Source organism: Akkermansia muciniphila, assembly GCF_900184965.1.
Taxonomy (GTDB): Bacteria; Verrucomicrobiota; Verrucomicrobiia; order Verrucomicrobiales; family Akkermansiaceae; genus Akkermansia; species Akkermansia muciniphila_A.
In genome coordinates this window covers 189,858-213,468 of record NZ_FXYA01000215.1, presented here as the reverse complement: position 1 = coordinate 213,468, position 23,611 = coordinate 189,858, and the positions used below count along the sequence as shown (strand labels likewise).

Below are 23,611 nucleotides of genomic sequence, written 5' to 3'. Positions count from 1 at the left end.
GCGCATTACCGCGCGCCGGGCTTCCCGGAAAAAATTTCCTTTTCCTCTTCCTCCAGAGCTTCCGGCTCCGCATCCGAGGTGAATAACGGAATGTAGGAAGGCAGGTTCCAGTTCCAGCGGATGGCCGCCAAACGCACGGAAAGCGTGACTATGAAACCAGCCACGAAGCAGGTGGAAGAATCAATTCCGGCATAGTAAAGCATGGCGTACGCCACGCCGCCCAGCAGGGCCGCGGTGGCATACAGTTCCCCGGGACGGAACACGTAGGGAACGTTGCCGGTAAGCACGTCGCGCAGCAGGCCTCCCGCCACGCCGGTACAAATGCCCATCATCACGGAAACAGTAGGCGTATAGCCGTGGAGATAGGATTTTTCCGTGCCAATCATGCCGAAAAGAGCCAGAACGATGGCATCCGCCACGCGGATAGTGCCCATGGGAGGCGGATATTTCTGGGCCACATAAAAGGTTGCCAGGCTGGTGACGACGGAGGCCAGAACAAAAATTTCCCCGGTGGGGAGCGTCCAGTACACCGGTATGTCCAGCAGGATGTCGCGCACGGTTCCTCCGCCCAGAGCGGCCAGGGTGCCGCAGACAATCACGCCGAACAGGTCCATCTTCACCCGCGAGGAAGCGATGGAACCCGCCAAGGCTCCAATGATCGTGCTCATGATTTCACAGGTGGAGAGGAACATGGCGAGAGGAACAGGAAAAGAGGCGTATTCAGCAGACCCGTATCCACGGCAGGCAGGAGTCCTGGCTGGCGCAGAACAGGGAGGTGGAAGCCAGCCCCATGTCATGCAGGGTATCACGCATCAGGCTTTCTGCCAATGCCGGAGAATTGCTTTCTGCGCTCAGGTGAGCCAGCACCACGTTTTTCAGGGCGTCATGGGCAATCCGCCTCAGCAGGTCGCACGCCTGCTCATTGGACAGATGCCCGTGCGCGGAGGCGATGCGCTGTTTCAGCGGCCAGGGCCTCTTGGGAGTGGCCGCCAGCATGTCCGGATCATAGTTTGATTCCACCACCAGACTATCCACCATGGCAAGATATTCCGCGATGCAGCCGGGAGCCTGCCCCGTATCAGAAATAAAACCCAGACTGGACCGTTCTGTTTCAAATTTGAATCCCACCGGGTCCACGGCGTCATGGTAAGTGGGGAAGGGAGTAATGACGATATCCCCTATTTTGAAAGACTGGCCCTTTTCAAAATAGGCCCAGGGGGCCTCCGGTGCTTTTTCCTGGACGCACATGGCCGTATGGCGGGTGGCGTAAACACGCACGGCATGCTTTCTGGTGAACTGGTGCACGCCTTTCATGTGATCCGCGTGTTCGTGGGTGAGCAGAATAGCGGCCAGCTCATCCGGTTCTACGCCGGCGGACTTCATCTTGTCCCGCAGTCTGGCGGCGCTGAACCCGGCATCCACCAGCAGGACGGTTTCCCCCGCCCTGACAATGGTGGCATTTCCCCCGCTGCCGCTGCCCAACACGCAAAACTGCATCATGCGCGGAATATAATACCGCCCCCGGTGGGGAGCAAGACCGTATCCATGCTTTTTTCAGGATATGGGCATATGAAAAAATACTTTTTTCCAGTACGGGATTGACATTTCAGGTGCATTAAAGTGTATTGAAGTCACTACGTAGTGTACTTGCATGCGATGAGCAGTGTATCAGACAACCTTTTTGGTGCATACACGCACAAGCTGGACCCCAAAAACCGGATTGCCATTCCGGCAGAATGGAGGCCCTCCGAAGGTTGCGCCCTGCTCCTGTTATCCGGCCGGCGCCTTGATTTGCCGACCGTCAAAGCCTATACGCGGGAAAAATTCCAGCAACTCATTGACAAGATAGAAGCAACTCCCGGCTATACGGAAGCGCAAATCGACCTGTTCATCGGCAAATTATACGCCAACTGTGTGGAGGCTGTCATCAACGCTCAAGGCAAGCTGCTGATACCCAAACAAATGTGCGAACACGCACAGCTCAGTTCCTCCGTCCGGCTCGCCGCACGGAGAGGATATTTTGAATTGTGGGAACCCTCTCTCTATGAAGAAGTTTCCCGGCGTGAGAACGCCAGCATCTCCGACATCAACCAATCCTACGGCATTCTCTGACTTTCCTTCATGCCACCAGATTCTTCCATTCCGCCCGATCCCCAGGCACGCCCCTGCGCAACGCTTGCATTGCGCCCGGGCTGGCTCGCTTCCGGCCTGGGCGTCGGCGCCAGAACCGGGTTGCATGCGGAACTCACGGCTTATTCCATCGTTTTCTGGGGGCACGACGCCCTTCCGGCGCAGGATATGGTTGCCTGGCAACAGGAAAAAGCACGCCTTATGGAGGAAATGTCCCTGGCCGGGCAAAAGGGCGCCTATGGCAAGCTGGGCGCATTGTCCTCCGACCTGAACCGGGCTTTTGACGACCATATTGAGCTTTCTTTACGCGCGGGCGCGGGTACGCACATCCGCACGGAGGAAGTGCAGGCCCTGGCAAACGGACTCGCGGAAGAAACGTCCTGCCGCGTACTGGCGTGGAGCGTCTGCCGCAACCATGTGCATGTGGTTGCGGAGCTGACGGAGGAGAAGGGAGTGGATGAACTGGTCTGCTCCTGGAAGGCGCTGGCCCCCTCCATGAACTGGGAAAACGCGTACCACACGGAAGCCCTGAAAGCCCGGGAAGCCGCGGCAAGGGCGGATGCCCTGATTTCCGAACTTGGGGATGACGCCGTTGCCGCTGTTGACGCGGAAGCGGACGAAACCGTCTCCGGAAACGGTTTCCGGCACATTACCGTTTTGCTGCATGAGACGGTGGACATGCTGAAAGCGGGCCCCGGCAAATTCATCGTGGACTGCACGCTTGGCGGCGGAGGCCACACGGAGCTTCTGCTGGAACAGGGCGCCACCGTCTGGGGCATTGACCGCGATGCGGATGCCCGCCGCGCCGCCATACTCAGGCTGGCGCGCTTCGGTTCCCGTTTCAAGGCGCTCGCCGGCAACTTCCAGGATGTGGAAAGCATTCTTTCCCAGCAGGGGGTTTCCCGGGTGGACGGGCTGCTGGCGGATCTGGGCGTTTCCTCCCACCAGCTTGACACCGCCTCCCGCGGTTTTTCTTTTCGGGAAGACGGCCCTCTGGACATGCGGATGGATACCCGCGCCGCCTTTTCCGCCCGGAACCTGGTGAATGAGGCCCCGGAAGAAGAAATCGCAGCCATTCTCTGGCAATTCGGAGAGGAACGCGCTTCCCGCGCCATTGCCCGCGCCATTGGGAAAGCCCGCGCCCAGGCCCCCATCACCACTACCGCACAGCTTGCCCGCATCGTGGAATCCGTCCTGCCGCGCAAAGGAAGGCAGCACCCCGGCACCCGCACGTTCCAGGCCCTGAGAATAGCCGTCAACGGCGAGCTGGATGCTCTGGACGCCCTGCTGGATTCCTCCGTGCGTCTGCTCGGGCAGGGAGGCCGCATGGCCGTCATCACCTTCCACAGTCTGGAAGACCGCCGGGTCAAGCAGTTCTTTGAGCTGCGGAGCCGTCCGGAAATAGACCGCCCGGAATGGCCGGCTCCCCGGCCCAACCCGGATTACTGCTTCCGCCCGCTTTCCCGCAAGCCCGTCACTGCGGGAGAAGAAGAACTTTCAACCAACCCCCGTTCCCGCAGCGCCAAGTTGCGCGGCGTGGAAAAAATCATCTGACTATCTCTCTTTCCCCACCGCCATGAAAAGATTCAAACAGCGTTTCACCGGCCACCAGATCAGCGTGAGCATGATCATGTGGCTCATTGCCTTCGCCTCCCTTACCTGCGGAGCGGGCATCACTTATGCCGTTCTGAAAAACGACCAGATCCAGGTCGCGCGCGACATCAAGCAGATGAATGAAGAGATCGCCTCCTGCGAACTCACAAAGGAATATTACCGCTCCAAGACTTCCTCCCTGACCAGCCGCTGGGCCATCCGCGACAGGCTGGCTCAGGACAAGTCCAATCTACAGCCTATCGAGCCCTCAGCCGTAGAATACATTTCTTCCGAAAACGCCTCCCGAATCGCCGCGGCAGGCCATTAAACGCGTTGAGCCGTTCATGATCACGATCACGAAGTCCAGATTCGCCAGAAGAAGCCTCGTCCTGTGCGGCGTGGCGGGCGCGGCGGTCATCTGGCTGATGTTGTCGCTGGTCAATCTTCAGCTGGTTTCCCCCCAGAAAACGAGCGGCGTTTCCAGCGGCGGCATTATTGAACGGGAGGTTCTGTTGCCCCAGCGCGGACGCATCATGGACGCCAATGAGGAAATCCTCACCAGCAACATGCAAAGTTCCGAGCTGATTGCGGACGGCTATCACCTGAACGATCCCAAGACCATCAGCTGGGCTCTGGCCTATTCCAAGGCCGTCCATTCCCCCTTCTGGGAGAAAGCCGCAACGGATAAGGAAAAGGAAAAGCTCGTTTCCGGCTTCCGCAGCAAGATTCTGGGGCAGGCCGCCAGTAAAAAGGATGGCAGCAAGGAACACAACCTGGCGAAAATCCTGCTGGAAGAGCCTGAAAACGGACCGGAAGGGGTGGACATGGCCAGGAAAAAGCTGGAAGAGCTTTATGAGCCGGAAATGGTAAAAGAATACGTGCAGGCGCACCTGGAATACGCCGCCAAAGTGATTGCCCCCTTCCTGCCGGACATGAATGTGCAGGATATCATCAATACGGTGGAAAAAGACGGGGCGATTCCCAAGAAGCGCATCGTCATTGCCAAAAACCTGTCTGAGGAAAAAGCGGAACTGCTGCGGCAGGCTATCCAGAACGCCCGCGTCCAGGGGTTCCGTTTTGAGACCTCCTCCAAACGCGTTTATTCCGTGCCGGAATGCATGGTGCATATTCTGGGCTACATCGCCCAGACGAAGGACAGCGGCCCCCGGCCCGTGGCCCTTTCCGGCCTGGAAAAACAGCTGGACGACCAGCTGCTGGGCCACAACGGCATCAGGGAGTACCGGAAAGACAGCCGCGGACGCATCATTCCCTCCGCGGATTCCCGCTTCAAGGATGCCGTTGACGGGCTGAACGTGCGCCTGACGGTAAACATGGAGTACCAGACGATCGTGGAGGAGGAGCTGGACGCCGCCATCTCTTTTTACACGGACCAGACCCACAAACCCCGCGGCTGCATTATTGTGGTGGAACCCAAGACCGGAAGCATTCTGGCGATGGCCAGCCGGCCCCACTATAATTTAAATACGCGCGAGGGCCTTCAGGAAGGCGCCTACCATTTCGCCGTGCAGTCCCTGTACGAACCCGGCTCCACTTTTAAAATCGTTTCCGTCACATCCGCCGTGGACAGCGGAAAGGCCACGTTTGACACCATGATCAACTGCACCCCCTATCCGGTTCCCGGTTCCCGTCCCGTCACGGATGCCCCCCGTTCCTATGGCGGTCTGACCGTAGCGGGCGTGCTGAAAAAATCCAGCAACCCGGGCGCTTTCCGCATTGCGCTGAAATCGGGCTGGCCCACGTATAAAAAATACTTTGACCTGTACGGATTTTCCTCCAAAACGGGCATCGACCTGCCGGGGGAAACCAACAGCCAGTGCCAGGACGGAAGCAACTTCGTCAACTTTTCCCGCATCAGCTTCGGCTATTCCCTGATGGTCTCCCCCCTGCAGGTCGCCATGGCTTACGCCGCCATCGCCAATGACGGCGTGCGCATGCGCCCCCGGCTGGTTGACGGCATTTACGTGGATGACAAGAACTTCCAGCCTTCCCCTCCCGTGGAGGTATGCCGGGTCATGAGCGTCAAGACGGCCCGGGACCTTCGGAACGCCCTGTTCCACGTCACGGATCTGGACGGAACCGCCAAAAGAGCGCGGATTGAAGGCTACAACGTGGGAGGCAAAACCGGAACCGCCCACAAGGTGAAGCCTACAGGCGGCTACTTTGAAAACCGCTACACCGTCTCCTTCGTAGGAATGCTCCCGGTGGAGGACCCGGCCTTCGTCTGCCTCGTCGTCATTGACGACCCCACTTCCAAGCATTGCCACCCCGGAGGCGGCACCGTATGCGCCCCGGTCTTCCAGAAGCTGGCCACCCGCCTGGCGGCCGCCATGAACATCCCCAAAAATTCCCCTTCCGCGGAGACCAATAAAAAAGCCTCCCGAACCCAGACCTCTTCTACTCCATCCAAACCGCCGCGCAGATAATCCCGTCATGAAGCTACTTACCTTACTCAAAGACCTTCCCTCCCATACGCTCACCGGCTCCCCCCAGGTGAAAATTTCACATCTGGAATGCGATAGCCGGCGCATTCTGCCCGGCTCCTGCTACATTGCCCTGAAGGGGACCCGGGCGGACGGCCACGAATTCATCCCGGAAGCCATTCGCCGCGGGGCCTGTGCCGTCGTCGCGGAAATGCCCTGCACGCAGGAAGCGAGGGAGGCAGGAGTCAGCTGGGTGGAAGTAAACGATTCCCGTCTGGCCGTCAGCCTGATGGGCGCGGTCTGGAACGGGCGCCCCTCCCGCCACATGACCATGATCGGCGTGACGGGAACGAACGGAAAAACCACAACGGCCTACATTGCCCATTCCCTGCTCAAGCAGTCCTGGCTGCGCGCGGGGCTGATCGGCACCATCGCCTATGACAACGGGGAGGAAATCATCCCTTCCACCCATACCACGCCCGGTCCGCTGGAACTGGAACACCTGCTGAAGGAAATGTATGAAAACGGCTGCCGCGGCGTCTCCATGGAGGTTTCCTCCCACGCGCTGGATCAGGAACGCGTGGCCGGCATCAATTTCAACGTGGGCATTTTCACCAATCTGACCCAGGACCACCTGGATTACCACCATACCATGGAGAATTATTTCCAGGCCAAAGCGAAATTGTTCGAACAGATGGCGCAGGACACCGGATCCCGGAGAAAACCCGTGGCCGTCATCAACATCGACGACGCCTACGGCCGCCGGCTGGCGGAAATGTTTTCCGGCCGCATGACCGTAAAGACCTACGGGTCCGCCCTGGGGGCGGATTTCCGCATGCTGGTGCACCACGCCACCGCCAAAGGCAGCGAGTACGAACTGGAATACAAAGGGAAAAGCTATCTGGTCCGCGTTCCCCTGATCGGCAAGTTCAACATGTACAACAGTTTGGCCGCGCTGGCCGCCGTCATTTGCGCCGGCATCCCCGTGCGGGACGCCATTGCGAACCTTCAGAATATTCCGCAGGTTCCCGGCAGGCTGGAACTATTCACCCACCCCGGAGGAGCCCAGATTTTCATTGACTACGCCCACACGCCGGACGCTCTGGAAAACGTCTGCAAGACGCTCAAGGAACTGTGCTCCCGCCGCCTGATTACCGTATTCGGCTGCGGAGGGGACCGGGACAGGGGAAAACGCCCGCTGATGGGAGCCGCAGCCGCGCGCCTGTCGGACGCCTGCATCGTCACCTCCGACAATCCCAGAAGCGAGGAACCCCTCTCCATCATCAACCAGATTGCGGCGGGCATGCCGGAAGGCAGATACGCCATCATTCCGGACCGCGCCAGGGCTATTGCCACGGCCATCGACCAGGCCCGCCTGGGGGACATCGTCCTCATTGCGGGCAAGGGTCATGAAAATTACCAGGAACTTTCCACCGGCCGCATTGATTTCAGCGACGCCAAGGAAGTGCGCCGCAACATGTTCATCAAGGAACGGGAAGAATTCCCCCAGGCATAACACGTTATTCCATCTTTCTTTCATGATTTCCCTCACGGCACACGGCATCTGCAACGTCATCGGCGGAAAACTGGTCAGCGGCCCCTTCGACAGGGTCGCTTCCGGAGGCGTGTGCACGGACAGCCGCCATCTGCCCCCACATGCCGTTTTCTTCGCGCTGGGGGGAGAAAAATTTGACGGCAACCTGTTTGCGCCGGAGGCATCCCGCACTGCGGCCGCCGCCGTCGTCAGCCGTGTGGAGGAAGGCATGGATCCCTCCTGCGCCGTCATTCTGGTGGAGGACACGCTGAAAGCCCTTCAGAAGCTGGCCGCCTGGTGGCGTTCCGAGCTGCCCCTCACCGTCATCGGCCTGACCGGTTCCAACGGAAAAACCTCCACCAAGGACCTGACGGCTTCCATTCTTTCACAGGGGCTCCGCACCATCGCCACGCAGGGCAACCTGAACAACCACATCGGCGTTCCCCTCAGCATCCTCCGCGCCGCGCCGTCGGACGAAGCCGCCGTGTGGGAAATGGGCATGAACCACTCCGGGGAACTGGCCCCCCTGTGTGAGATGACGCGCCCGAAAATCGGCATCATCACCAGCATCGGCACTTCCCACATGGAATACCTGGGCTCCCGGGAAAACATCGCCCGGGAAAAATGCACGCTGGCACGCTGCCTGCCGGAAGACGGCTTCATGATTTTTCCGGCGGACTGCGATTATGCGGATATGATCCGTCAATCCACCCGCGCCGCCTGTATTGACTGCGGCATTGGCGCCGGAACCGTTCGCGCGGAAAATCCCGTCTCCACGGAAAAAGGGACACGCTTCACCCTTTCCATTCCGAATTTCTGCTGGGAAGAGGTGGAATTGCCCATCCACGGGCGGCACATGGTAACCAACGCGCTTCTGGCCGCCGCCGCCGGCTGGGTGGCAGGTCTTGCGAAAGAGCAAATCGCCTCCGGTCTCACCCAGGCGCGGCTCACGAACGGAAGGCTTCACTGCGCCCGGATCAACGGCATTCTGGTAGTGGATGACACCTACAACGCCAACCCGGATTCCATGCAGGCCGCCCTGCGTACCTTAGCAGAGCTTTCCTGCGCCGGCAGACGCTTTGCGGTGCTGGGCAAAATGGGGGAACTGGGCGTGTTTTCCGAGGAAGGGCATGTTCTGGTGGGCCGCACGGCGGAAGAGCTCCATCTTGACTGCGTCGTCAGCGTGGGAACGGACGCCGCCCGGATTACGGACGCTATTTCTCCCAATTCATTCACTCAACGCCTGAACTTCGGCTCCGCGGAGGAAGCGGCCGAATGGCTCCGCGGCCATACGGCGCAGGGAGACGTCGTCCTCTTCAAAGGCAGCCGTTTTACCCGGATGGAGCAAGTCATGAACCTCACCTTTCCGCCACAGTAAATTGTATGCATTCCCTCATTGAACAGTTCAGCCCCTCGGGGGCATTTGCAGGACCGGCAGGGAGAGCCCTTCTGGCCTGCCTGGTTTCTTTTGTCCTGACGATGATCCTCGCCCCACGGGTCATCCGGGAGCTGATTTCCCTGAAAATCGGCCAGCCCATCAGGACGGCGGAAGAGGTGCACAAACTGGCGGAACTCCACGGGGCCAAGGCGGGAACGCCCACCATGGGCGGCGTGCTGATCGTGGGTTCCATGACGGCGGCCACCCTCTTGTGCGCCAGAATGGGCAATCCTTTCATCATCGCCTGCCTGATCGTCACCCTGGCTCTGGGCCTGCTGGGATTCCGGGACGATTACCTGAAGGTGGCGAAAAAAACCTCGGACGGCATTTCCGCACGTAAAAAACTCCTCGTCCAGTTCCTGGCCGGCCTGGCCGGCGTCACCTTCCTGTACCTGTACCCTGAAGGCAGCCCCCGGGTGGAACTTCACGACTACATATCCTCCCTGTTCATCCCGTTCTACGGCCAGGTAAACCTGCCATGGTTCGTTTACATTCCCTTTGGCGTCGTGGTGGTCATGTCCGCCTCCAATGCGGTGAACCTGACGGACGGACTGGACGGCCTCGCTTCCGGCTGCTCCGTCGCCACGGGCATCTCCTACGCCATCATTGCCGCCCTTTGCGGAAGCTGGCTGACGGCGGATTCCCTGGACATCCCCTTCCATCCCGGCGCGGGAGAAATCAGCGTCTTCATGATGGCCCTGGTAGGGGCCTGCCTGGGCTTCCTGTGGCACAACTGCTACCCGGCCAGGGTATTTATGGGAGACACCGGTTCCCTGGCCCTGGGCGGCGCGTTCGGCATGGCTGCCGTCTGCACGGCGCAGGAGCTTCTCTTTATCGTCATCGGGGGCGTCTTCGTCATGGAAGCCGTGTCCGTCGTCCTGCAGGTGGGCAGCTACAAGCTGCGCCACGGCAAACGCATCTTCGCCATGGCCCCCATCCACCACCATTTCGAACTCAAGGGCTGGAAGGAAACGCAGGTGATTGCCCGTTTCTGGATGATCAGCCTCCTGTTGGCTTTCCTGGGCCTTTTCCTGATAACCACCGCCTGACAAACCACGAACATGCAGCTCAATAACCTCAACATCGCCGTTCTGGGAGCGGGAAGAAGCGGACGCGCCGCGGCGCGCCTCGCCATGAAGCATGGCGCACGGGTATGCGTGTTTGACGCTTCCGCCTCCATTGGCGGATGGCCGGAAGACATTCCCCTGCATACCGCCGCCACGGAAGAAGGCGGGCGCGCCTTCCACGCGGACCTTGTAGTCATCTCCCCCGGCATTGAGACGGACAGCCCCTTTGTCAAATCCTTTAGCCGGGAAGGCGTGGAAACCATCGGTGAAATGGAGCTGGCATGCCGCTTTTACCATGGCCGCATCATCGCCATCACCGGAACCAACGGCAAAACCACCACCACATCCCTGGTGGAAAAGATTTTGCTGCGTGCCGGAAAGACCGCCGTTGCCTGCGGCAATTACGGCGTGCCGATGGCGGAAATCCTGCTCCGGGATTCCGTGCCGGACGTGCTGGCGCTGGAGGTCAGCTCCTTCCAGCTGGAAACCATCCGCGATTTTCATCCGGACGTGGCCGTATGGCTCAATTTTGCGCCGGACCACATGGACCGCTACAAATCCGTGGAGGATTACCACCGCGCCAAACTCCATATCTTTGACAACCAGACGGGACAAGACCTGGCCGTCGTTCGCTCCGGAGAACGGCTTCCACACCTGAAAGCCTCCGTGCTCACCTTTAGTCCGGAAGATCCGGCGGCTGACCTTTATTACCGCGAACCGTTGATCATGGAGGGCGACGCCCCCCTGCTGAACCTGGAAGGGACCGCCCTGAACCAGCGCCATAATGCGGAAAACGTCATGGCCGCCGTCCTAGCATGCCGCCACCTGGGAATTCCCGCAGAAACAGCCGCAGAAGTATTGAAGGAGTTCACGCCCCCCGGCCACCGCTGCGAAACCGTCCGAACACTGGACGGCGTGCTGTGGCTGAACGATTCCAAAGCCACGAATCTGCATGCGCTGGAAGCGGCTCTGAAATCACAGCATTCCCCCGTCATCCTGATTGCCGGAGGCAAGGACAAGGGGCTGGATTACGTGCCCCTGCAGCCCATGCTGAAAGAAAAAGTGCGCGCCTGCGTGGTATTCGGCCAGATTGCGGACCAGCTCCAGCATGCTTTTTCCCCCGCAGTCCCCACGGAAAAAGCCGCAGATGTAGAGGCCTGCGTGGCAAAGGCCCGCTCTCTCGCCCGGCCGGGAGACACCGTCCTCTTCTCCCCCGGCACTTCTTCCTTTGACATGTTCACCGGGTATGTCCAGCGCGGCCAGGCCTTCCGGGACGCGGTGAACGCCCTCTCCCCCCTTTCCTGACAATTCACCAGAAAACGACCATCATGAAAACGACCAAGACACCTGATCACAATCCGACCGGACGCACCCGTCCGAAACGCAAAATGGGCACCGTACTCCGGGCCAAACTCAGCAAATACCGCGCACGCGTCTCCGAATTTGAAGACGATGCGCCCAGCAGCACCGTCGTGCGCTGGCTCGTCGTCCTTCTTCTTCTTCACCTTCTCGTCATCGGCGGCGTTTACGTCCGCAGCACCTGGTTCAGAAACACGACGGAAACCGTAGAAATGGCGGCCGCCCTGCCCGCGCCGCCCACCGTCCCGCAGCGTCCCGCTCCCACAGCGCCCCCGGCAGCCCTGCCCCAGGTTCCCCAGGCCCAACCCGCGGCCCCGGTCACCATCACGCAGCCGGAACAGGTAGTGGACGCGCGCCCCAACAGGCAGCCGGCCCCCGTGGCGGAGGAACACATTCCGGATGCGGCTCCGGTGGCAGGTCCTGCGCGCCACATCGTGCGCACGGGAGATACCTGGGAACGCGTCGCGCGTGACAACCAGGTGGCCGTCAATGACCTGAAAGCCGTCAATCCCAAAGTGCAGCGCCTTGTCAGCGGAAGCACGCTCGTCATCCCGGCACGGCCCGGAGACAAACTTGAACCGGAAAAGCCCGCCGCGGAGGAAATGGAGCCGGAAGGCGTGCCCCACATTGTGAAGAAAGGGGAAACCCTCTCCGTAATCGCCCGCAAATATAAAATGAACTGGCGCGCCCTCCAGAAATTCAACAAGATGAATGACCGGGACGTAGCGCGTCTCAAGATTGGGCAAAAAATCATGATCCCCAAAAAGTAGGCCTCTTCCTGCCCTTCCGCCGCCATGTCTTCCAAAGTCTGCATGATTCTGGTCTGGTTTTTCGTCATCTGCCTTCTGGTCGTAGGCCTGGTGATGGTATCCAGCACGGCGGCGTGGGCGGAAGAAACCAAGCACCCGTACGAACCCCTGTTCAAGCAGACCGCCTTTGCCTGCGCCGGTCTGGTGGGGGCCATGATTCTTTCCCGTATAGATTACCGGATATGGAGGAAATATATCTGGTGGATTCTTGGAGGGGCCTGCTTTCTGCTGGTTCTGTGCTATGTGCCCGGCATCGGGAAGGAAATCAACGGGGAACGCCGCTGGATCACCATCGGCATGCAGTTCCAGCCCAGCGAATGCGCCAAACTCTGCATGATGATGGCCCTGGCCAACTGGCTGGCCCTGTACCGGGACCGCACCACCTCTTTCTGGTGGGGGTTTGTGATGCCCGGCCTTATCTTCGGCCTTCCTCTTGCCCTGATTCTCTTTGAAAAGGACATGGGAACCTCCGTAGCCCTGGCCCTGGCCGCGTTCTGCGTCATGTTTGTAGCCGGGACGCGCAAAATTTACCTGGGCGGGGCTTTCGCCCTGGCCGGAACGGCCCTGTACGTTCTGGTGCAGAGCAACGCCAACCGCCTGGAACGTTTCCTGGCCTGGAAAGACCTGGACGCCCACCGCCTGGGCGCCGGCCTCCAGCAATACCGGGCTTCCATCGCCCTGTCCCGTGGAGGGCTGGACGGGGTGGGCCTGGGAAACAGCGCGGAAAAGCACGGCACGCTTCCCTTTGCTCATACGGACTTCATTTTCGCGCCGCTGGGAGAGGAATTCGGCTTTTACGGGACCATGTTCGTCCTGCTTTGCTATTTCCTGATGACGTATGCCGGCATCGGCGTAGCCATGCAGTGCCGGGACGCCTACGGACGGTTTCTGGCCGTGGGGATCGTCGCCACCATTTTCTGTCCCGCCATTCTGAACATCGCCGTAGTAACCAACGCCGTGCCCAACTCCGGCCTGCCTCTGCCCTTCATCAGCTTCGGGGGCACCAACCTGGTTTTTACGCTGGCTGCCCTGGGCATGCTTACCAGCATCCAGAGATTTTCCACCGGAGCCCAGCCCAATTGTGAAATCACCCGCAAAGACGAACGCTCCATTGACGTAAGATTATGACTGAACCCTCTCTCAAACATCCCCCCCTGAACATCGTGATCGCCTGCGGCGGCACGGGAGGGCACCTTTTTCCCGGCATAGCCGTAGCCCAGGAACTTAAAAAGCGCGGTCATCGCGTCACGCTCCTCATCTCCCAGAAGAAAGTGGACGCTCAGGCCAGCAAAAATTACGGGGATCTTGATTTCCGCACCATTGAGGCCATCGCGATGCCCAAAATCCCATCCCTGGCCCTGCTGGGCTTCGGCGTCAGGCTGTATCAGGCCGTCCGTTTCAGCCGCAGTCTTCTGGATGAGGTGGAAGCGGACGTCGTCATCGGCATGGGGGGGTTCACTTCATTCCCTCCCGTTTACGCCGCCCACCGCAAGGGAATCCGCACCTACGTGCACGATTCCAACGCGCTGCCCGGAAAGGCCAACCGCATGACCGCCAAATTCTGCACGAACGTGCTGCTGGGCATTGAAGAAGCCGGGCACTACTTCAATCCCGCCAAATGCATTGTCACCGGCACCCCGGTACGCCAGGAAATGGTGGCCCGGAAAGACAAAAACGAATCCAGGGCGGAACTCAATCTGCCCCGGGACCGCCGCGTGGCCCTGGTGATGGGCGGTTCCCAGGGGGCCAGGAATCTGAACTCCCTGGTCATTGAAGCCGCCCGTCAATGCGCAGACCTGTGCGACTTCCTCATCATCACCGGCTCCGCGGACTTTGCGCGCGTCAGTCAGCTGACGGCGGACATGCCCCACGTGCACGTCATTGAATTCTGTTCCGCCATGGCTGCCGCGTACGCCGCAGCGGATGTGGTCATTTCCCGTTCCGGGGCATCCAGCCTGACGGAACTGGCCCACATGGGGAAGGCCGCCCTGCTGGTTCCCTATCCCTTCGCCGCAGACGATCACCAGGCGCACAATGCACGCGTTTTCGCGGCCCACGGAGCGGCGCGCATGATGCGTGAAAACACCCTCACGCCGGACGATATTACGGCCTTTCTGAATGAAGTACTCAAGGATTCTTCCCTGCTGGCCTCCATGAATGAATGTGCTTTACGTCTGGACATGCCTGATGCAGTATCCCGCATCGCCAACGTCATTGAACATACGTCCCATGCAGCCCCCCATGATTGAGACCTTACGCAAACGACTGACAGACAGGGAACACCCGGCACGCCTCCATCTCATTGGAGTAGCCGGGTCAGGCATGTCCGGCCTGGCGCTCATGCTGATGGAAATGGGGCACCGGGTGAGCGGCTGCGACCGGGTGACCAGCGCGGAGACCGAACGGCTCCAAAGCCTGGGACTGTCTTTTTCCTGCCCGCATTCCGCAGACGCCGTTTCCGATGCGGAAATTGTCATTTATTCCAGCGCCATCCGGGCGGACAATCCGGCCCTGGCGGCAGCTCGCAAGCTGAATATTCCCTGCATGCGCCGCGCGGAATGCCTGGCGGCCATTCTGAACGGGAAGAAAGGAGTCGTGGTCTCCGGCACGCATGGGAAAACCACCACTTCAGCCCTCTGCGCGCACCTGATGAGGGAAGGCCGCATGCGCCCGTGCCACTATGTGGGGGCGGAAATTCCCGTGCTGGGAACCAACGCCCACTGGAATGAAGACAGCGAATACCTGGTGGCGGAAGGGGACGAAAGCGACGGCACGCTGGTCAATTACATTCCGGAACACAGCATTGTCCTCAACATTGAACCGGAACACCTGGACCACTACAGGGATCTGGATGAAATCAAAGCCGTGTTCGACCAGCTTTGTTCGCAGACGCGCGGCAAGATTATCTATTGCCGCGCGCATCCCGGCGCTGCGGATGTCTGCGCCAAATACCCCAATTCCATTTCCTACGGCTGGTCCGATGCGGACTATACCGCTACGGACGTGCAGGAACGCCGCGGCCGCACCCTGTTCACCGTATTGAAGGGGAAAGAGGAACTGGGCCGCGTGGAACTGGGCATCCCCGGACGCCACAATGTCCTGAATTCCCTGGCTGCGATTGCGCTGGCAACGGAACTGGGCGTGGATTTCCCGGCGGTGACGCGGGGCCTGGCCTCCTTCGCGGGAGCCAAACGGCGCTTTGAAACCAAATATCTTTCCACCTCCATCCGGATTGTGGACGACTACGGCCACCACCCCACGGAGATAGCCGCCACGCTCCAAACTGCCCGTTCCCTCCAGCCGAACCGTCTGGTAGTTTACTTCCAGCCGCACCGCTACACGCGCACGCAGCTCCTGGCGGATGACTTCGGCAAGGTGCTTCAGGAAGCGGACCTCGTTTTTGTGGCGGACGTGTATCCCGCCAGCGAACTGCCCATTGAAGGGGTAAGCGGGCAGACGATCATTAACGCCATGCACAGGCACGGCCCTGTGGAAACCCGTTACCTTCCCGACCTGGGCACAGCCCACCATGCCATCGGCAACGAACTGAAACCGGGAGACCTGTTCCTGACGCTGGGAGCCGGGAACGTCCATGAATGCGGCATGCGCATCGCGCACGACCTGGCCCTGCTGGAAGACCTGGAACGCACTGCGGGCGGCTCTCTGGAAGGCAAGCTGTACGAACCCATGTCACGCCATACGACCATGGGGGTAGGCGGCTGCGCCCAATACTGGCTGGAACCTTCCACCTTCTCCGGAATGCAGGCTGCCGTCAATTATTGCCGGGACAGGAATATCCCCGTACACGTCATTGGCCGCGGCTCCAACATCATTGTCAGGGACGGAGGCCTGCGCGGCGCCGTCATCCACCCCTCCGGGGGAGAATTCGATGTGCTGGAAATCCAGGGGAACCGCCTCACCGCCGGAGCGGGCGTGCGGCTGAAAAAACTGGTTTCCGCCGCTGTCCAGAACGGCCTTGGCGGCCTGGAATGGATGGACGGCATCCCAGGCAACGTGGGGGGAAGCCTCCGCATGAACGCCGGAGCCATGGGCACGGACATGGTCAACAACCTCGTCTCCGTCACCTGTCTGGATGAAGACGGGGAAATCCGCAGCCATACAAGGGAAGAATTGAATGCCCAGTACCGTTCCATTCCGGACCTGGTCCACAACTTTGTGCTTCAGGCCGTGTTTGAGGCGCGGCCCGCCCCTGCGGAAGAAATGGAACGGCTTCTGGAGGCGGCGCGGGCCAAGCGGAAGCTTTCCCAGCCCGTCGGGGCCAGCGCCGGCTGCATCTTCAATAACCCGCCGGAAATCCCGGCAGGCAGGCTCATTGATGAACTGGGGCTGAAAAGCGCCTGCGTGGGAGACGCCTGCGTATCAGACGTGCACGCCAATTTTATCATCAACCGGGGTCATGCCAGAGCGAGGGACATCACCATCCTGATCGACATGATCCGCAAGGAGGCTATGGAAAACCGCGGCATCGGCCTGAAATCGGAAGCCCAGGTCATCGGAGACCGGGACCCTCAGTTTTAACCCACTCACTATTTATTCTCATATGAACACTCTCAAGCGCGACCTCAAAATCGCCCTCCTGCTCGGCGGCCCGGGGGCAGAACGAGAAGTATCCCTCGTTTCCGGCAACTCCGTTTACGACGCCCTGTGCCGGGCCGGATTCACCGATGTAACGAAGGTGGACGTGCACGGCCCGGATTTCCGGCTGCCGGAAGGCACGGAGCTGGCCTACAACATTATCCACGGCACGTTCGGCGAGGACGGAACCCTTCAGGCTATTCTGGAAGAACGCGGCATTCCGTACACAGGGGCCGGCTCCCGTGCCAGCGCCCTGTGCTTTGACAAATCCGCATCCAAGAAAGTATTTCTGGATGCGGGGGTTCCTACACCGCAAGCGGAAATTCTGGACTGTTCCAACGGCATCGTGATGCCGTCCCTTCCCCTGCCCTTCGTCATTAAGCCTCCCTGTGAGGGCTCCAGCGTAGGCGTTCACATCGTCCGCAGGCAGGAGGATGTGCTCCCCGCCATGGAGGAAGCCGTAACCCACGGCACCACCGTATTGGTGGAAGAGTTCATTCAAGGCAAGGAACTGACGGTCGGCATCCTGGACGGGAAAGCCCTTCCCGTCATTCATATCTGCCCCCGCTCCGGCTTCTACGACCTGAGCAACAAATACCCGTGGATGAATATGGGCGGCGGCACGGATTATATCTGCCCGGCGGATCTCCCGGAAGAAACCGCCGCCAAGGTGCAGGAAGCGGCCCTGAAAGCCTACAAGGCCGCCGGCGTGGAAGTGTACGGCCGCGTGGACGTCCTGCTGCGCGAAGAAGACGGCGCCCCCTTCGTGCTGGAAATCAACACCATTCCCGGCATGACCCCTTCCAGCCTGCTTCCCAAGGCTGCGGCGGCCTCTGGATGGCCCTACGAAAACCTTTGCGAAAAAATAGCGGAATTATCGCTAGCCACCCCCCGTAAATAACGTAATATCTGACAGAGGGCGGGGAGTCGCCCCCGCACCCCCCGATGTCGCACAAAGCCACAACGCCAGTCCCCCGTTCCGCCAAAAGGCCGGAAATGCTTCTTCTGGAACGGGAGGCCAGAAGAGAGACCATCGAACGCAAGGGCAAAAACTACCGTTTTTGGCTCTTCCGGCGCAAGCTGTACCACACTGTCACCGTTTATGCGCTTATTTTCGGCCTGATCGGGGCGATCGTTTTTCTCTGGAAAGATTATATCCTCAAATACGACTGGCTTTCCATCGATACCGTCACCCTGAAAAGCAACGGCATTTTCAACTCTGAACAGGCCTTTTCCGTCATGGGCATAGGTCCACAGGACAATATTTTTTCCATAGACGCCGAAGAGCTGGAACAGCGCCTGGAAAAATGTCCCGCCATCCGCCGGGCTTCCGTCAAGCGCCAGATATCCTCCAACCCCACGCTGCTGGTGGACATTGACGCGCGCATCCCCGTAGCCTGGATTGACTGCCCGGAACTCGGAATTCACCCGGGAGACGCCAAATACGGCGCTTTGGCAGACAAGGAGGGCGTTATCTTCCCCTGCATGGAGCAAGTCCACATGCCTTATATCCGGGAAAAGCGCATGCCTTCCGTGACGCTCAGGCCGCCCAGTTCCGGCAAACTCAGCTATGGCGTCAGCATCCGGGAACTGGAAGCGCCCATGAAACTGATTGAGCTGCTTTCCGGCACAGTAACGGAATACCTCCCCAGCATCGTCTCCATCACGACACCCAACGACTGGTCTTTCTGTGTGCGTTTTACTAATGACTGCCAGGCTACTTTCAGCCACTACGGCCTGGAACACCAGGTGGAAAAATTGTCCCGCGCCCTCCGGCACGCACGCCAGACGCACCGTAAAATCAGTTCCATCAACCTGATTCCGGAGCACAACATTCCCGTCATCTTTGACGATTCCTACGAAGATATTCCCCTCGCGGAGCCGATTGCAGAATAATGCTGCCCGGACGCTCTCCGGAAAAGACGGGTTCTTCCCCGGTTCCAGACTTCTTTTCCTCTCCCGTTTCCCGGTTTTCCCTAATTTCCAGCCGAACGGGCCACCCGGTTTTCACAAGATTCTCCCCATGTCAGAATTCTGTTCTTTCTCAATGGGGAATGCGTCTGTGAAGACCTACAGAACACTTGCCAATAAAGCTGTGCCGGCTATACTGTGCCACAATATATGAGCAACGAAACACCTTTATCCCCCGAAGCGGAAAAACTGGCGGCAGCCCGCAAGCGCAACCTTGACCTGGCCCTCTCCCAAATCCAGAAAGACTTCGGCGAAAACGCCATTATGCGCCTTGGAGACAACGCCAAAATGGAAGTGGACGTCATTCCCACGGGCAACCTCCTGATTGACCGCGCCCTGGGTGTGGGCGGCTTTGCCCGCGGCCGGATTGTGGAAATCTACGGCCCGGAATCCTCCGGTAAAACCACACTGACCCTGACGGCTATTGCTCAGGCCCAGAAATCCGGAGGCCTGGCTGCGTTCATTGACGTGGAACACGCGCTGGATCCCCAGTATGCCGCCCGCCTGGGAGTGAACCTGGACGACCTGCTGGTTTCCCAGCCAAGCTCCGGCGAAGAAGCCCTGCAAATCTGCGAGGCTCTTGTCCGCTCCAACGCCATTGACGTCATCGTGGTGGACTCCGTGGCCGCACTGGTCACCAAGCAGGAGCTGGAAGGAGAAATCGGGGATTCCACGGTAGGAGCCCAGGCCCGTTTGATGTCCGCCGCCCTCCGCAAGCTCACCAGCTTCATCTCCAAGGCCCGCACCGTCTGCATCTTCACCAACCAGATCCGTGAAAAAATCGGCGTTATGTTCGGCAGTCCGGAAACCACCCCCGGCGGCCGCGCCCTGAAATTCTACGCCTCCGTACGCGTGGACATCCGCCGCACCGGCCAGATCAAGGGCAGCGACGGCGTTGTGGCCGGAAACCGCACCAAAATCAAGGTAGTCAAGAACAAGGTAGCCCCTCCCTTCACGGAATGCGAATTCGACATCATGTACAATGAAGGCATCTCCTCCGTGGGCAGCCTGCTGGACCTGGCGATGGAATATGACATCATCCAGAAGCGCGGTTCCTGGATCAGCTATAACGGCAGCCAGATCGCCCAGGGCCGCGACGCCGCCAAGGAAGCCCTCAAATCCAACCAGGAGCTGTACGCGGAAATTGAAGAACAGGTCAAGGCCAAAATGGACGAGAAAACCGCCAAATAATCCCGCCTGTTCCCGCCCCCTCACCGCCATTCCAGGGCGGCTCCCCCTCCCGGGAGCCGCTTTTTTTCTTTCCGGAACCAGAAGCGCAAAAGAATCTTTCATGGGAACTTTTCCCTTGTGCGTCATGAAAAATCCGTTAGTCTGGATGCGATATCTTCCTATGTATCCGACCTCTCGCACATCATTTGCAGCCGTGCTCGGCGTTGTGGGCATGTTTCTGCTGACGTTGTCCACGGCCTTCGGATGGAATCCGGAAATCATTAATGGAGTGCAGTATATTCCGATGTCCGAGGTGCGCACCCATTACAAACTGACCAGGGAACGCACGGAAGGGCGTCAAAAAGTTTACGAGGTGCCGGAAAAGGTTCAAATCCGTATCCAGGCGCGCAGCCAGGATATGTTCATGAACAACATGAAGTTCGTGCTGTCCTATCCTGTGGCTGACCATCCCTCCAAGGGGTTGATGGTTTCCAATATGGACCTGCACAAAATCATTGATCCGGTTCTGCGTCCCACTTACATCGCCAACCGCCGCAGCTTCAACACAGTAGTCATTGATCCCGGCCACGGCGGACATGACAGCGGCACGCGCAACCGCATCAACAGGGAAGCGGATATCAACCTCTCCGTGGGCAAAAAACTGCGCGATCGCCTCAAAGCCATGGGCTACCAGGTGGTGATGACCCGTGACACGGACAACTTCATTGCCCTCCAGGACCGCGTCCGCATTGCCAACAGGCACAACAACGCCATCTTCATCAGCATCCACTTCAATGACGGGGGCTCCTCTGCCCGCGGGGTGGAAACCTTCACGCTGGCGCCCGCGGGCACTTCCTCCTCCATGTCCCGCAATATCCGCCACGACGCTCTGCAGGGCAACGCCCAGGACAGCATGAACATCGCCCTGGCTACAGCCGTTCAGGGGCACATGCTGAAAGGGCCGCTTGCCATCAAGGAGGGTATTTCCATGGTGGACCGCGGCATCAAGCGCGCGCGCTATTCCGTGCTCTGCACCATCAAGCATCCCGCCATTCTGGTGGAAGGCGGTTTCATGTCCAACCCGCAGGAGGCCCTGCTTATCGCCACGGAGCGCTATCAGAATTTCATGGCCTCTTCCCTGGCCGCCGCCGTGCATCAATACCGCACCGCCCTTGGCCAGCAAGTGCGCAGAACGCGCTGAGTTCCCTAACTGTCCCGGGGCCTCCCTTCAGCAGCATGAACATCATCCGCATTCCCGGCCTGGCAGATTACCAGGAAACCCTGCGGCTCCAGGAACAACTGGTTCAGGCTCATCAGGAAGATCCGGACAGGGAAAACGACCTGTTGCTGCTGGAACATGCCGGGGTTTATACCATCGGACGCACGCGGAATCATGCCAGCCTGCACCCCGGTTCCGTGCTTCCCTTTCCCGTTCATGAAATCAACCGCGGCGGCCAGGCCACCTACCACGGCCCCGGCCAGCTGGTCGGATACCCCATTACGGATTTGAACCGCTGCGGCAGGGATCTGCACCGCTACGTCACCACCCTGGAACATACCCTGATTGAAACCTGTGCCCGGTTCGGCGTGCAGGCCCGCATCCGGGAAGGGCTGGTAGGCGTCTGGGTGGAAAACCGCAAAATAGCCTCCATCGGCGTCGGGGTGAAAAAATGGATTGCCATGCACGGCTTCGCCCTCAATGTAACCCGGGAATCCCTGCCTCCCTTCCTTGCTATTACCCCCTGCGGCATCCAGGGCGTACAAATGACCTGCCTGGAGGATGAAATGTCCTCCCCCCCGCCGGAAGGAAACCTGTTGAAATGTTTCGGAGACGTTTTTGCAGCGCTGTGGGAAGAAAAATTTCACCGGCATTAAAAGAATCCGAAACGTGCAGAGGGCACGAAAACCATCCTTTCCTTAAAGGCGGAAAGGCGCCAAAGGCTGGAAAGAGGCCCAATCAGACCATGAATGCAGAGGAAATGTTCAAAAAAACGCCTTCTGTAAGACACAGACCGTGTCAGCAATACGTCCTTGCATCTTGACGCGGTTCCCGAACGGACGGATGCTTATGCCAGCTATGGGGAAAACGCTTTTCCAAAAAATCTGGGACGCTCATACCGTCGGCATCCTGCCGGATGGGAGAACGCAAATATTCATCGCCACGCACCTGCTGCATGAAGTCACTTCTCCGCAGGCTTTCGGAATGGTCCGGGACCTGGGCCTGACCGTGCGTCACCCGGAACGTACCTTTGCCACCGTGGACCACATCATTCCCACGGACAACCAGGCGGAACCGTTCGCGGACGCCACGGCGGACGCCATGATCAGGGAACTGCGCCGGAACTGCGCTGAAAACGGCATCCGTTTCTTCGACATCCCCACCGGCCTCCAGGGCATCGTGCATATGGTGGGGCCGGAACTCGGCATCACCCAGCCGGGCATGACTATCGTATGCGGAGACTCCCATACGGCCACGCACGGAGCCTTTGGCTCCATTGCCATGGGCATCGGCACCACGCAGGTGCGCGATGTGCTGGCCACGCAGACCCTGGCCCTCAGCCCGCTCAAGGTGCGCCGCATCAATGTGAACGGAAAACTGGCCCCCGGCGTACGCGCCAAGGATGTGGCCCTGCACATCATCGGCCTTCTGGGAGCCAAGGGCGGCCTGGGCTTCGCCTATGAATATGGCGGCGACGTCATTGACGCCATGAGCATGGACGAACGCATGACCCTTTGCAACATGTCCATTGAAGGCGCGGCGCGCTGCGGCTACGTGAACCCCGACCAAACCACGGTGGAATACATCAAAGGACGCCTGTTCGCCCCCACCGGCACAGACTGGGACAAAGCCGTGGAACGCTGGCTGGGCTTCGCCTCCGACGCAGATGCGGAATACGATGAAATCGTGGAAATTGACGGGGCCTCCATTGAGCCTACGTTGACATGGGGCATTTCTCCGGACCAGAATACGGGCATCAGCGGCAGCACGCCCAATCCTTCCGACGCCGCGAACGACGATGAACGGAAGATGATCAACGAAGCGCTGGAATACATGAAATTCCCCGCGGGCATGCCTCTTAAAGGACTGCCGGTTCAAGTGTGCTTCGTAGGTTCCTGCACCAATGGCCGCATTTCAGACTTCCGGGAAGTGGCCGCCCTCATCAAGGGTCGCCATGTGGCCCCCGGCATCAGGGCTCTGGCCGTTCCCGGTTCCCAGATGACTGCCCGGCAATGCGAGGAGGAAGGCATCGCGGACATTTTCCGTGAAGCCGGCTTTGAATGGCGCCTGGCGGGCTGTTCCATGTGCCTGGCCATGAATCCGGACAAACTCCAGGGAGACCAGCTTTGCGCCAGCTCCTCCAACCGGAACTTCAAGGGACGGCAGGGAAGCCCCACCGGGCGCACCCTGCTGATGAGCCCGGCCATGGTGGCCGCCGCCGCTCTGACCGGGAAAGTCTCCGATGCCCGCGAAGTATTCTCCCTGAATTAACTTTCCAATTTTC

The 23,611-nt window shown here is 59.6% G+C and carries 20 protein-coding genes; 18 read left to right on the top strand and 2 right to left on the bottom strand.

Going from position 1 to position 23,611, the window contains the following annotated elements; all coding sequences use genetic code 11:
- Positions 1-5: 5 nt before the first annotated feature.
- Positions 6-668 (bottom strand): trimeric intracellular cation channel family protein, encoded by a 663-nt coding sequence (locus tag CI070_RS11815; protein ID WP_179218458.1) that lies wholly within the window; start codon positions 666-668, stop codon positions 6-8.
- Between the two features lie 52 nt (positions 669-720).
- Entirely contained in the window at positions 721-1,500 is a 780-nt protein-coding gene (locus CI070_RS11810) for an MBL fold metallo-hydrolase (RefSeq protein ID WP_094136803.1), read from the bottom strand.
- A gap of 156 nt (positions 1,501-1,656) precedes the next feature.
- Between CI070_RS11810 and CI070_RS11805 the strand changes: the two genes are divergently transcribed.
- The 18 genes from CI070_RS11805 to leuC all read left to right on the top strand — a co-directional run bounded on the left by CI070_RS11805 (position 1,657) and on the right by leuC (position 23,598).
- Positions 1,657-2,112 carry a division/cell wall cluster transcriptional repressor MraZ gene (locus CI070_RS11805; RefSeq protein ID WP_046437709.1) on the top strand — a complete coding sequence of 152 codons (456 nt, stop codon included), beginning with the start codon at positions 1,657-1,659 and terminating at the stop codon, positions 2,110-2,112.
- Positions 2,113-2,121: 9 nt separating this feature from the next.
- Positions 2,122-3,684, top strand: a complete 1,563-nt coding sequence (gene rsmH, locus CI070_RS11800; RefSeq protein WP_256943572.1) for a 16S rRNA (cytosine(1402)-N(4))-methyltransferase RsmH — start codon at positions 2,122-2,124, stop codon at positions 3,682-3,684.
- 22 nt (positions 3,685-3,706) lie between these two features.
- Positions 3,707-4,051 (top strand): hypothetical protein, encoded by a 345-nt coding sequence (locus CI070_RS11795; protein ID WP_046437711.1) that lies wholly within the window; start codon positions 3,707-3,709, stop codon positions 4,049-4,051.
- Positions 4,052-4,067: 16 nt separating this feature from the next.
- Positions 4,068-6,167 (top strand): peptidoglycan D,D-transpeptidase FtsI family protein, encoded by a 2,100-nt coding sequence (locus CI070_RS11790; RefSeq protein ID WP_094136802.1) that lies wholly within the window; start codon positions 4,068-4,070, stop codon positions 6,165-6,167.
- A gap of 7 nt (positions 6,168-6,174) precedes the next feature.
- Positions 6,175-7,680 (top strand): UDP-N-acetylmuramoyl-L-alanyl-D-glutamate--2,6-diaminopimelate ligase, encoded by a 1,506-nt coding sequence (locus tag CI070_RS11785; RefSeq protein WP_094136801.1) that lies wholly within the window; start codon positions 6,175-6,177, stop codon positions 7,678-7,680.
- A gap of 22 nt (positions 7,681-7,702) precedes the next feature.
- Entirely contained in the window at positions 7,703-9,076 is a 1,374-nt protein-coding gene (locus tag CI070_RS11780) for a UDP-N-acetylmuramoyl-tripeptide--D-alanyl-D-alanine ligase (protein WP_179218457.1), read from the top strand.
- Between the two features lie 5 nt (positions 9,077-9,081).
- Positions 9,082-10,185, top strand: a complete 1,104-nt coding sequence (gene mraY / locus CI070_RS11775) for a phospho-N-acetylmuramoyl-pentapeptide-transferase (protein ID WP_094136799.1) — start codon at positions 9,082-9,084, stop codon at positions 10,183-10,185.
- Positions 10,186-10,197: 12 nt separating this feature from the next.
- Positions 10,198-11,508, top strand: coding sequence for a UDP-N-acetylmuramoyl-L-alanine--D-glutamate ligase (gene murD, locus CI070_RS11770; RefSeq protein ID WP_094136798.1), 1,311 nt, complete (start codon positions 10,198-10,200; stop codon positions 11,506-11,508).
- 23 nt (positions 11,509-11,531) lie between these two features.
- Positions 11,532-12,332 (top strand): LysM peptidoglycan-binding domain-containing protein, encoded by an 801-nt coding sequence (locus tag CI070_RS11765; RefSeq protein WP_094136797.1) that lies wholly within the window; start codon positions 11,532-11,534, stop codon positions 12,330-12,332.
- Between the two features lie 24 nt (positions 12,333-12,356).
- Positions 12,357-13,499 (top strand): FtsW/RodA/SpoVE family cell cycle protein, encoded by a 1,143-nt coding sequence (locus tag CI070_RS11760; RefSeq protein WP_094136796.1) that lies wholly within the window; start codon positions 12,357-12,359, stop codon positions 13,497-13,499.
- Positions 13,496-14,620: an undecaprenyldiphospho-muramoylpentapeptide beta-N-acetylglucosaminyltransferase gene (gene murG / locus CI070_RS11755; RefSeq protein ID WP_094136795.1), complete on the top strand. Its 1,125-nt coding sequence runs from the start codon at positions 13,496-13,498 to the stop codon at positions 14,618-14,620. Before CI070_RS11760 ends, murG begins: the two co-directional genes overlap by 4 nt.
- Positions 14,613-16,910 (top strand): UDP-N-acetylmuramate--L-alanine ligase, encoded by a 2,298-nt coding sequence (gene murC, locus CI070_RS11750; protein ID WP_094136976.1) that lies wholly within the window; start codon positions 14,613-14,615, stop codon positions 16,908-16,910. Before murG ends, murC begins: the two co-directional genes overlap by 8 nt.
- Before the next feature lie 22 nt (positions 16,911-16,932).
- Positions 16,933-17,868 carry a D-alanine--D-alanine ligase gene (locus tag CI070_RS11745; RefSeq protein ID WP_094136794.1) on the top strand — a complete coding sequence of 312 codons (936 nt, stop codon included), beginning with the start codon at positions 16,933-16,935 and terminating at the stop codon, positions 17,866-17,868.
- Positions 17,869-17,912: 44 nt separating this feature from the next.
- A complete protein-coding gene (locus CI070_RS11740) occupies positions 17,913-18,863 on the top strand; it encodes a cell division protein FtsQ/DivIB (RefSeq protein ID WP_094136793.1) in 951 nt (316 codons plus the stop codon).
- A gap of 225 nt (positions 18,864-19,088) precedes the next feature.
- On the top strand, positions 19,089-20,129 hold the full coding sequence (recA, locus tag CI070_RS11735; protein ID WP_094136792.1) for a recombinase RecA: 1,041 nt from the start codon (positions 19,089-19,091) through the stop codon (positions 20,127-20,129).
- Positions 20,130-20,289: 160 nt separating this feature from the next.
- Positions 20,290-21,309 carry an N-acetylmuramoyl-L-alanine amidase family protein gene (locus tag CI070_RS11730; protein WP_179218453.1) on the top strand — a complete coding sequence of 340 codons (1,020 nt, stop codon included), beginning with the start codon at positions 20,290-20,292 and terminating at the stop codon, positions 21,307-21,309.
- A 35-nt stretch (positions 21,310-21,344) separates the two neighbouring features.
- The gene (lipB, locus tag CI070_RS11725; RefSeq protein ID WP_094136790.1) at positions 21,345-21,983 is read left to right on the top strand and encodes a lipoyl(octanoyl) transferase LipB; all 639 of its coding nucleotides are present in this window, start codon (positions 21,345-21,347) and stop codon (positions 21,981-21,983) included.
- Between the two features lie 202 nt (positions 21,984-22,185).
- A complete protein-coding gene (leuC, locus tag CI070_RS11720; RefSeq protein ID WP_094136789.1) occupies positions 22,186-23,598 on the top strand; it encodes a 3-isopropylmalate dehydratase large subunit in 1,413 nt (470 codons plus the stop codon).
- Positions 23,599-23,611 lie beyond the last annotated feature (13 nt).

Excerpts from the sequence above, each read along its gene's own strand:
- CI070_RS11765 (WP_094136797.1), top strand. The coding sequence starts at position 11,532 with ATGAAAACGACCAAGACACCTGATCACAATCCGACCGGACGCACCCGT.
- murG (WP_094136795.1), top strand. The coding sequence starts at position 13,496 with ATGACTGAACCCTCTCTCAAACATCCCCCCCTGAACATCGTGATCGCC.
- CI070_RS11780 (WP_179218457.1), top strand. The coding sequence starts at position 7,703 with ATGATTTCCCTCACGGCACACGGCATCTGCAACGTCATCGGCGGAAAA.
- CI070_RS11790 (WP_094136802.1), top strand. The coding sequence starts at position 4,068 with ATGATCACGATCACGAAGTCCAGATTCGCCAGAAGAAGCCTCGTCCTG.
- murD (WP_094136798.1), top strand. The coding sequence starts at position 10,198 with ATGCAGCTCAATAACCTCAACATCGCCGTTCTGGGAGCGGGAAGAAGC.
- CI070_RS11785 (WP_094136801.1), top strand. The coding sequence starts at position 6,175 with ATGAAGCTACTTACCTTACTCAAAGACCTTCCCTCCCATACGCTCACC.
- CI070_RS11815 (WP_179218458.1), bottom strand. The coding sequence starts at position 668 with ATGAGCACGATCATTGGAGCCTTGGCGGGTTCCATCGCTTCCTCGCGG.
- CI070_RS11730 (WP_179218453.1), top strand. The coding sequence starts at position 20,290 with ATGTATCCGACCTCTCGCACATCATTTGCAGCCGTGCTCGGCGTTGTG.
- rsmH (WP_256943572.1), top strand. The coding sequence starts at position 2,122 with ATGCCACCAGATTCTTCCATTCCGCCCGATCCCCAGGCACGCCCCTGC.
- murC (WP_094136976.1), top strand. The coding sequence starts at position 14,613 with ATGATTGAGACCTTACGCAAACGACTGACAGACAGGGAACACCCGGCA.
- recA (WP_094136792.1), top strand. The coding sequence starts at position 19,089 with ATGAGCAACGAAACACCTTTATCCCCCGAAGCGGAAAAACTGGCGGCA.
- mraY (WP_094136799.1), top strand. The coding sequence starts at position 9,082 with ATGCATTCCCTCATTGAACAGTTCAGCCCCTCGGGGGCATTTGCAGGA.
- CI070_RS11805 (WP_046437709.1), top strand. The coding sequence starts at position 1,657 with ATGAGCAGTGTATCAGACAACCTTTTTGGTGCATACACGCACAAGCTG.
- CI070_RS11810 (WP_094136803.1), bottom strand. The coding sequence starts at position 1,500 with ATGATGCAGTTTTGCGTGTTGGGCAGCGGCAGCGGGGGAAATGCCACC.
- CI070_RS11760 (WP_094136796.1), top strand. The coding sequence starts at position 12,357 with ATGTCTTCCAAAGTCTGCATGATTCTGGTCTGGTTTTTCGTCATCTGC.
- lipB (WP_094136790.1), top strand. The coding sequence starts at position 21,345 with ATGAACATCATCCGCATTCCCGGCCTGGCAGATTACCAGGAAACCCTG.
- leuC (WP_094136789.1), top strand. The coding sequence starts at position 22,186 with ATGGGGAAAACGCTTTTCCAAAAAATCTGGGACGCTCATACCGTCGGC.
- CI070_RS11745 (WP_094136794.1), top strand. The coding sequence starts at position 16,933 with ATGAACACTCTCAAGCGCGACCTCAAAATCGCCCTCCTGCTCGGCGGC.
- CI070_RS11740 (WP_094136793.1), top strand. The coding sequence starts at position 17,913 with ATGTCGCACAAAGCCACAACGCCAGTCCCCCGTTCCGCCAAAAGGCCG.
- CI070_RS11795 (WP_046437711.1), top strand. The coding sequence starts at position 3,707 with ATGAAAAGATTCAAACAGCGTTTCACCGGCCACCAGATCAGCGTGAGC.